The sequence below is a fragment of the Mycobacterium sp. genome (genome assembly GCF_032162105.1).
Taxonomy (GTDB): domain Bacteria; phylum Actinomycetota; class Actinomycetes; order Mycobacteriales; family Mycobacteriaceae; genus Mycobacterium.
In genome coordinates, this window is sequence record NZ_JAVRPS010000046.1 from 1 (window position 1) to 8,259 (window position 8,259).

Genomic DNA, 8,259 nt, shown 5'->3' on the forward strand with positions numbered 1-8,259 from the left:
TGGCAGTTGATGAGCAACCCGAAACTCGAGTTCCCGAAGACCGAGTCGCGCGACGGAGCTCTCGAGGGGGACACCACGGTCAAGGGTGGCTTCGACCAGCTGCCGGACGGCGTCAGGTCCACCCTCGAGTCGCCCGGCATCGAGCAGAGCGCGAATCTGCAGAAGATCGCCGACATCACCAACACTGGTCACGAAAGCTTCCAGAAGGACACCGATTTCGACCGCGGCATGATGCACAAGGTCGCCGACATGATGGAATCGCCGCAGTGGCGGAACGGGGATCCGGCGTTCCACAACCCGCTTGACATGCAGATGCCGTGGGAGCCGGATCCGCCCCCGCCGCACACCGACCTCGAGCGGGCGGCCTCCACCGCGATGGAGGCCGTATCCAACGATCATCAGGTCGTGCACGACGCCATCACCGGTGATGTGCAGCCGGGCAACGAGTTCCGCGAGCAGTTCAAGGTCGATCACGAGCACTTGCTGTACAACCTCACCCACGAGGAGTGGGACGACGACGGCGCAGCCGCCGGTTCGCTGTTCGACTGGACCCACTCCGCCGCGACCGGACCGGAGGAACGTATCGCGGCGGAGACAGCGAGTGCATATGGCGACTACGTCGGCTCACACTCGAAAGACTTGATGCACCTCACCGGCGACTCGGTGATCGGCCTTGGCGGTGAACACACCGTCGGTTTGGTGAACCCCCACCTCACCTACAGCATGGCCGAGGGACTCACGCCGTACATCGACGACATTGCCGGCATATCCGACCTGCGTCCTGGCTTCGAGCCTTTGGACAACGAAACGGACGTTCGGACTGGCATGATGCCGGACGCCAAGGGCTTGTTCGCGGTGCTCAACAGCGAGGAGACCACCGCGAAGTACTGGAACGCCGAGGTATACAAGGAGGCGCTGCTGCATGAGACCGCGTTCGCTCAGCATCCGACCAACTCGGGTTGGGACGAGCACATTTACTCCTCGGCCACGCTGCGGGGGCTGGTCGACTCCGGAACGCACGGGGCATTTCAGGCGTTTGCCGAGAATCAAAACCACATCGCCGTGACTGAGCACGATTGGAAAAAGATGGGCTACGACCTTGGCGTCGGAGGGCTCAGCACAGCGGGTGGAGTTCTGCCAGGCGTCGGTCCCATCGCAGGCCCCATGGTCGACGCGGTCGGAGGCGCGGTGGAGGATTACATGTTGGGCCCGCCGGAGGGCATCCAGCCGGGTGCCGCGATAAATCCAATGGCAGCTGACATCGCGGGCGAGCACATTCTGCGTGGCATGATTGCCGCAGGCACGGAAGTTCCCCTACCTCACGGGTACTACGACGCCGCAGGAAATGTCGTGGCTCCGACGGGGGCAAACGCCGTGATCATCGACGGAGAACTCGTCATGCCGCCCGGTGCCAATCCCGCGGAGTATCAGAAGGCGATCGGGCAGGCGACGGGCGCGGCGCTCGGTCCGGCAGTTGATGGATATCCTGCGGTCACCGGCATGTTCAACCGATACCAGGTCATCGTCACCAATCCCAACCCGCACGGATGACGATGGGACGTCAGTTGATGCGAAGCGCTTTCGCCGCAGTGGTGACGTTCGTCGCGGTGGCGGTCGCCGGCTGCACTACCAAGGCGCCAGACCAGCCCAAGCCCGAGCCGCCGCCTGCGGGCTGGCCCGCGCAGTTGGATGATTTCACGATCACCTGGAGCGCCGAACCGGGCATCGAGCTGACGACGGGCGCCGCGGTCGTCGTCCGGGCGTACGAGGAGTCGTACTACCTAGCCACGATCACCGACGACGACAAGTATCTGTACCCAGGTTTCGTGAAGGCAGTCGAAGCCAACCAGCCTGGCAAGCGCGACGGCACGGAGGATCTGCGGCCGGAGTCGTCCACCTCGGAGACGTGGGTCGGCACCGCCCGACACCAGATCCTCAGCGTCACGCGCTCCGACCGTGACGTCACCGTGCTGGTGTGCGCCTACCTGTACGGATCTGCGGCCAAGCAGCAGTTCGATTACGCCGCGAACGTCGGGTCGGACTTCAACCTCAACTCGGGGATCTATCCCCTGCGGATCGGTCTGCGCGCTCCGGAAGACGCGAACACGGAATTGCCTGCGCAAGAAGGGCCTTCGCGCGCGCCGTCCGACAACGTGTTCGGCGGCTGGAAAGTTACAAGCCACCAGGGCGGCTACATGACGACGTCTCGATGGGACGACTACGACCGCGACCAGGCCACGTGTATCGAGAAGGCAGGCGGCACTCCTGAGAGCCGGCACTTCCTGCCGGGCGGAGGGTATTCCCGCTCCGACTTCCCGACGCTGCCTGCGACGCCTGGCTGGCCCGAGAAGCCGGCCAGCTGACGTCGAATGCATGTGCCCCGGGACCCGATGCGCATGGGTGACGAATGACGTGCTCTTCTGCATGGAGGTTGCTTGCGAGCATCGTGGCGTTGGCCTTGCTGGCGATCACCGGGTGCACCCCGGACGCACCCGAGATGCCTCCCGCGTCTGGACCCGCAGGATGGCCGACCTCGTTGGACTCCTTCACCATTGCTTGGACGGCCGAACCGGGAGTCGACCTCGTGACGGACGGTGTGGCCATCGCCGCCCGGGCATACGTGGAGTCGTACTTTCTGGCCTCGATTACAGCGGACGAAAAATACCTCTATCCGGGTTTCAAAGACGCCGTAGAACCCAACCAACCCTCGACCAGTTGGCCGCCCGGAAAGTCTGACCTGCATCCGGACCTCCGTCACTCCGAACCGCACATCTGGATCGGCACCGCTCGGCACCGCGTGCTTAGCGTCATCCGGTCCGGCGACGATGCCACCGTAGTTGCCTGCGCATACATGTACGGCTCGGCAATGGAGGTACCCGACCGCGGTGGGTACTCCGCCAACGTCGGGACCTACGCGGACCCTTCGGGCATCTTCCCCATGCGGATTGGGTTGCGGGCACCCGTTAGCGCGCAGGCGAAATCGCCTGCGCAACAAGGGCCGTCGAAGGCACCTTTCGATGATGTCTTCGGTGGCTGGAAGATCACCAACTTCCTGTTCGACTACCTAACCCAGCCAGCCCAGTGGCCGGAGAAGGACCGCGACCGGGCGTTGTGCACCGCGAAGGCCGACAGGTCGCCGGAGAGTCGTGACTTCAAGCCGCATCAGCCCTACCCCTTCTCCGATTTCCCGATGCTGCCCGCTACCCCCGGCTGGCCTGACAAGCCGGCTAGCTGACCTTGCTCGCCATCAGCGCCAACATTTCCGCCCGAATCCGGACGTACCGCTCCAGGAAGGCGCGCTCGTCGAGCCGTTTGCGGCGCATCCAGCTGGTCACCTCGTCGTTACACTTGCTCGCGTTGCACGCCGCGCACGCCGGCACCACGTTGTCGATCGTGTACCGCCCGCCGCGCGAGATGGCCATGACACAGTCCCGCTGCAGCGGGCCGTCGGTCGCGCCGCAGTACGCGCAGCCGTCCCACGCGGCCTTGATCGCTGCCCACTGCGCGGGGGTGAGGTCGTTTACGACGGCCGCGACGCGCCGCTTGCGCCTGCGGGCCGCCCGTGCCCTTCGACTGTTCGTGGCCGCCATGGCGCGAGCGTAGGGCGCGAGCGTGCGCAAAGTGCCGCTCGCGACCGGCGTGTCGCCCGCAGACGCGCACGCTCGCGGAGATCGCTAGGCGATGTCGAACGCCCGCGCCCGCAGCGCCCGCTCCACACCCGCGCGGCCCTCGATCACCAGCCGACGCAAGGCGGGCGGCACCTCCGACTCCGGCGCGGCCAGGAACCGGTCCGCCGCGTCCAACCCGGTCTGGCTGACGTCCCATGACGGGTACAGCCCGATCACGACGGTCTGCGCGACCTCGCTGGACCGTCGCTCCCACACCCCGGCGATCGCGTCGAAGTACTTCGCCGAGAACGGGCCCAACAGCGCGGCCTGGCCGGGTTGCACGAACCCGGTGACGATCGCGCGGGCGGTGATGTTGGCGATCGTGTCGTCCTCGATGACCTGCAGCCAGGCGGCTTCCTTGACGGCGAGCTGCGGCCGGGCCGCCGACGCCGCGGCGGCGTTGCGCTTGCCTGCGGCAGTCGGGTCCTTCTGCGCCACCGCGTCGATGAACGGTGTCGCGGTGTCCTTCTCGTCGATGTCGCCGCCGCCGGCCAGCGCGATCACGATGCGCCACCGCAGATCGGTGTCCACGGTGAGACCCGCCAGGCCGAACTCGGCCGGGTCGGTGTCCAGGAGGGCCGCCAGCACGGCGGTGTGCCGCAGCGACAGCGCCGACGTGCACAGCGCGTTGACGTAGGCCAACTGGTGGTCGGAGCCGGCCTCGGCGCCACGCGCCAACTCCAGCAGCCGGTCGGCGAACGCGGGCCAGCCCTGCGAGCACGCCCAGTCCGGGTCGGCGTAGGAGTTCAGCGCCGTCTGCGCCTGCAGCAGGAGCCGTTGTGCCACACCGACTTCCGTCTCGGCGTGCACGCCCGCCTCGACAAGCGCCACGAAGTCTCGGGCCTTCATCTCGGCGTCGCGGGTCATCTCCCAGGCAGCCGACCACGCCAGGGTGCGGGGCAGCGAATCGTCGATGTCGGCGACCCGCGTCAGAACCGTCTGCAGCGACTCAGGGTCCAGGCGCAGCGAGCAGTACGTCAGATCGTCGTCGTTGACGAGGATCAGCTTTCCTCGCGTAACGCCCTGCAGGGCAGGAACTTCGGTGAGGGGTCCGTCGACGTCGAGCTCCTCGCGGTGCACCCGGACCAACTTGCCCGACCCGTCGTCGTCGTACACCCCGACCGCCAACCGGTGCACGCGCGTCTCGCCGGCACCCGGCGCCGCACCGCTCTGGCTGATCGCGAAGCGGGTGAACTTCCCATCCCCGTCGACGTCGAAGTCCGCGCGCAACGTGTTCAGGCCGGTGGTCTTGAGCCACTGCCTGCCCCACTGCGACAGGTCGCGGCCCGACGACTTCTCCAGCGCGCCAAGCAGATCGCCGAACGTCGCGTTGGCGTAGGCGTGGTCGCGGAAGTAGTCGCGCAGACCCGCGAGAAACGCCTCCAGCCCGACGTAGGCGACCAGCTGCTTGAGCACGCTGGCGCCCTTGGCGTAGGTGATGCCATCGAAGTTGACCTCGACGGCGTGCAGATCGGGGATGTCGGCCGCGATGGGATGCGTCGACGGCAGCTGATCCTGCCGGTACGCCCACGACTTCTCCACGTTGGCGAACGTCGTCCACGCCTGCTTGTACTCGGTGGCCCCGGCCTGGCACAGCACCGAGGCGAACGTCGCGAACGACTCGTTGAGCCACAGGTCGTCCCACCACTGCATGGTGACCAGGTCGCCGAACCACATGTGCGCCATCTCGTGCAGCACCGTCTCGGCGCGCCGTTCGTATGAGTACCGGGTGACCTTCGACCGGAAGACGTAGTCCTCCAGGAACGTCACGGCGCCTGCGTTCTCCATCGCGCCCGCGTTGAACTCCGGCACGAACAACTGGTCGTACTTGCCGAACGCATACGGCACGCCAAAGTTCTGGTGGTAGAAGTCGAATCCCTGCTTGGTCTCGGTGAACAGCCGCTCGGAGTCCATGAACTCGGCCAGCGAGGCGCGGCAGTACAAGCCGAGCGGAATGTCGCCGTGGTCGTCTGAGTAGGTGTCGGTCCAGTGCGCATACGGCCCGGCGATCAAGGCGACGAGGTACGTGCTCATGCGCGGTGTGCTGACGAAGGTGTGCTCGTGCGCATCGCCCTTGCCGTGCACGTGTCCGGTGGCGCCGTTCGAGATGACTCGCCAGTTCAGCGGCGCCGTCACCATGATGTCGAACGTGGCCTTCAAGTCGGGCTGGTCGAAGCAGGCGAACATCCGCTTGGCGTCGGCCGTCTCGAACTGCGAATACAGATAGACCTCGCCGTCGACCGGATCGACGAAACGGTGCAGGCCCTCGCCGGTGTTGGAGTAACGGCAGTCGGCGTCGACGACGAGCACGTTGCGCTCGGCCAGACCGGTCAGCGGAATGCCGGTGGACTCGTCGTAGCCCGACACGTCGATGGCGCGCCCGTTGAGGGTCGCCCGGTGGATGGCGTCGGCGGCGATGTCGATGTAGGTGTCGGCGCCGGCCAGGGCGTCGAACTCGACGGTCGTCGTCGATCTGAAGGTGTGCTCGCCGGGCTTGCCCTCGCCGTCGGTGAGGGCCAGCACGATGCGGTAGGCATCGACGGTGACGAGTGCCGCACGCTCGGCGGCCTGGTCGCGAGTTAAGTTGGGAAGTGCCACGTCGCCCAACATTAGACGCCGGTCGGGAACATGTGCCGGGCGTGCGAAGTTGTGCTGAACGGAGTTCTGTCCCCGCCGCCTGCCGAGAGGATCTATCAATGGCCAAGAAGGACCAAGCCGGTTTCTGGTTCGACCCGCTGTGCCCGTGGTGCTGGATCACGTCCCGCTGGATCCTGGAGGTCGAGAAGGTCCGCGACGTCGAGGTGAACTTCCACGTGATGAGCCTCGCGGTGCTCAACGAAGGCCGTGACCTGCCCGAGGAGTATCGGGAGGGGATGAAGAAGGCCTGGGGACCGGTGCGCGTCGCCATCGCCGCCGAGCAGGCCAAGGGCCCCGAGATCCTCTCGCCGCTCTACACCGCGATGGGCACCCGGATCCACAACGAGGGCTATCGAGCCTCCGACCCCGACTTCGTCAAGGTCATCGCCGAATCGCTCGAGGAGGTCGGGCTGCCCGCCGAGCTGTCCGAGGCGGCCACCAGCGACAAGTTCGACGACGCGCTGCGCAAGAGCCACCACGAGGGCATGGACGCGGTCGGTGACGACGTCGGCACCCCGACGATCCACGTCAACGGCGTCGCGTTCTTCGGACCGGTGCTGTCGCGGATCCCGCGCGGCGAGGAAGCAGGCAAGCTGTGGGACGCGTCGGTGATCTTCGCGTCCTACCCGCACTTCTTCGAGCTCAAGCGCACGCGGCACGAGGCGCCCGAGTTCGACTGAGGTCGGAGGCACCACGACGTCCTGACAGGCCGTCTAGGTGATTCCGGTTGCGAGCAGGGGCCGTGCAGACCACGGTGTACCCATGACAGCGACCGAGCCCACCACCGACGGCACCTACCGGGACCGCATCGTGGCCGTCGAGCCCGGCGGCAACGAGTTCATCGCCGAGGCCGACCGGCACGGCAAGCCGAGTCAGCTGTTCTGGACGTGGACCTCGCCCAACCTGGAGTTCGCCACGATCTTCGTCGGCATGCTGGCCGTGCTGGCGTTCGGCATGGGCTTCTGGCAGGCCGTCGCAGGCATCGCGATCGGCACCGGGCTCGGCGCGCTCGCGCACTACTTCCTGTCCGCCCGGGGTCCGCTGCACGGCGTGCCGCAGATGGTGCTGGGCCGGATGGCCTTCGGCTTCAAGGGCAACGCCGTGCCCGCGGTGCTGATGTCGATCACCGCAGGCGTGGGCTGGTTCGCCACCAACAGTGTCAGCGGCGCCTTCGCGCTGTCGACGCTGTTCGGCTTCGGGCCGTTGGTGGGTCTTGTCATCATCGTGCTGCTGCAGACCGGGTTCGCCTTCTTCGGGCACAACCTGGTGCAGGCCTTCGAGAAGTATTCGTTCCCGGTGCTGGCCGTGGTCTTCGTCGCCGCCTCGGTGGCGATCTTCATGCATGCGGACCTGGGTGCACCCGTCGGAGCCGGCGGGGTCGGGGGACTTGGCGGGTTCCTGCTCACCGTCGGCACCTCGTTCGGATACGCCGCGGGCTGGACGCCGTATGCCGCCGACTACACCCGCTACCTGCCGTCGACGGTGTCGACCGCCCGCACCGGCCTCTTCGCCTCGGGCGGCCTCTTCGTGTCGTGCTTCGTCCTGGAGGTCGTCGGCGCGGCGTCGGTGACCACCGGCGAGGCGAACCTCGGCGATCCAACCGGATCGTTCACCAGCGAACTGGCGTCGCCCCTGGCCAAGGCCACCCTGTTGGCAATCGCGATCGGCGCCATCGCCGCCAACTCGATCAACATCTACTCCGGCGCAATGGCTTTCGTGACGATCGGGGTCAAGCTGCCCGTGCACATCGCCCGCGCCCTCGTCACGGTGTTCTTCGGCGTCGCGGGCTTCTTGGTGGCCTGGTGGGCGCTGCCCGACGCCGCGCACAGCTATGAGGCGTTCCTGCTGATCATCGCCTACTGGATCGGACCGTGGCTGGGCGTGGTGTTCGCCGATCAGTACCTGCGCCGCGGACAGGCCATCGCCGGCTTCCTGTACGACCGGTCGTACTCCA

The 8,259-nt window shown here is 66.7% G+C and carries 7 protein-coding genes; 5 read left to right on the forward strand and 2 right to left on the reverse strand.

All coding sequences use genetic code 11. From position 1 onward, the window contains the following. From QOC69_RS02185 to QOC69_RS02195, 3 genes are all read left to right on the forward strand, one after another. Positions 1-1,551, forward strand: a 1,551-nt coding sequence (locus QOC69_RS02185; protein WP_526435906.1) for a TPR repeat domain-containing protein, incomplete at its 5' end; no start/stop codon positions are given. 17 nt (positions 1,552-1,568) lie between these two features. Further along, positions 1,569-2,363 (forward strand): hypothetical protein, encoded by a 795-nt coding sequence (locus tag QOC69_RS02190; RefSeq protein WP_526435908.1) that lies wholly within the window; start codon positions 1,569-1,571, stop codon positions 2,361-2,363. Between the two features lie 83 nt (positions 2,364-2,446). Then, on the forward strand, positions 2,447-3,235 hold the full coding sequence (locus QOC69_RS02195; RefSeq protein WP_526435910.1) for a hypothetical protein: 789 nt from the start codon (positions 2,447-2,449) through the stop codon (positions 3,233-3,235). On the opposite strand, the gene QOC69_RS02200 is transcribed toward QOC69_RS02195, so the two are convergent. Both QOC69_RS02200 and pepN read right to left on the reverse strand, forming a co-directional pair. Then, the gene (locus tag QOC69_RS02200) at positions 3,228-3,590 is read right to left on the reverse strand and encodes an HNH endonuclease signature motif containing protein (RefSeq protein ID WP_526435912.1); all 363 of its coding nucleotides are present in this window, start codon (positions 3,588-3,590) and stop codon (positions 3,228-3,230) included. The two genes, QOC69_RS02195 and QOC69_RS02200, sit on opposite strands and share 8 nt — an antisense overlap. A gap of 84 nt (positions 3,591-3,674) precedes the next feature. Continuing rightward, positions 3,675-6,266 (reverse strand): aminopeptidase N, encoded by a 2,592-nt coding sequence (gene pepN / locus QOC69_RS02205; protein ID WP_526435914.1) that lies wholly within the window; start codon positions 6,264-6,266, stop codon positions 3,675-3,677. Between the two features lie 98 nt (positions 6,267-6,364). Between pepN and QOC69_RS02210 the strand changes: the two genes are divergently transcribed. Further along, positions 6,365-6,985 carry a mycothiol-dependent nitroreductase Rv2466c family protein gene (locus QOC69_RS02210; protein ID WP_526435916.1) on the forward strand — a complete coding sequence of 207 codons (621 nt, stop codon included), beginning with the start codon at positions 6,365-6,367 and terminating at the stop codon, positions 6,983-6,985. An 82-nt stretch (positions 6,986-7,067) separates the two neighbouring features. Beyond that, a partial coding sequence (locus QOC69_RS02215) for a purine-cytosine permease family protein (protein ID WP_526435918.1) occupies positions 7,068-8,259 on the forward strand: 1,192 nt, incomplete at its 3' end.

What these genes read in the sequence shown, in the direction of transcription:
- QOC69_RS02190 (WP_526435908.1), top strand. Translation starts at nt 1,569, where the DNA reads ATGCGAAGCGCTTTCGCCGCAGTGGTGACGTTCGTCGCGGTGGCGGTC.
- QOC69_RS02200 (WP_526435912.1), bottom strand. Translation starts at nt 3,590, where the DNA reads ATGGCGGCCACGAACAGTCGAAGGGCACGGGCGGCCCGCAGGCGCAAG.
- QOC69_RS02210 (WP_526435916.1), top strand. Translation starts at nt 6,365, where the DNA reads ATGGCCAAGAAGGACCAAGCCGGTTTCTGGTTCGACCCGCTGTGCCCG.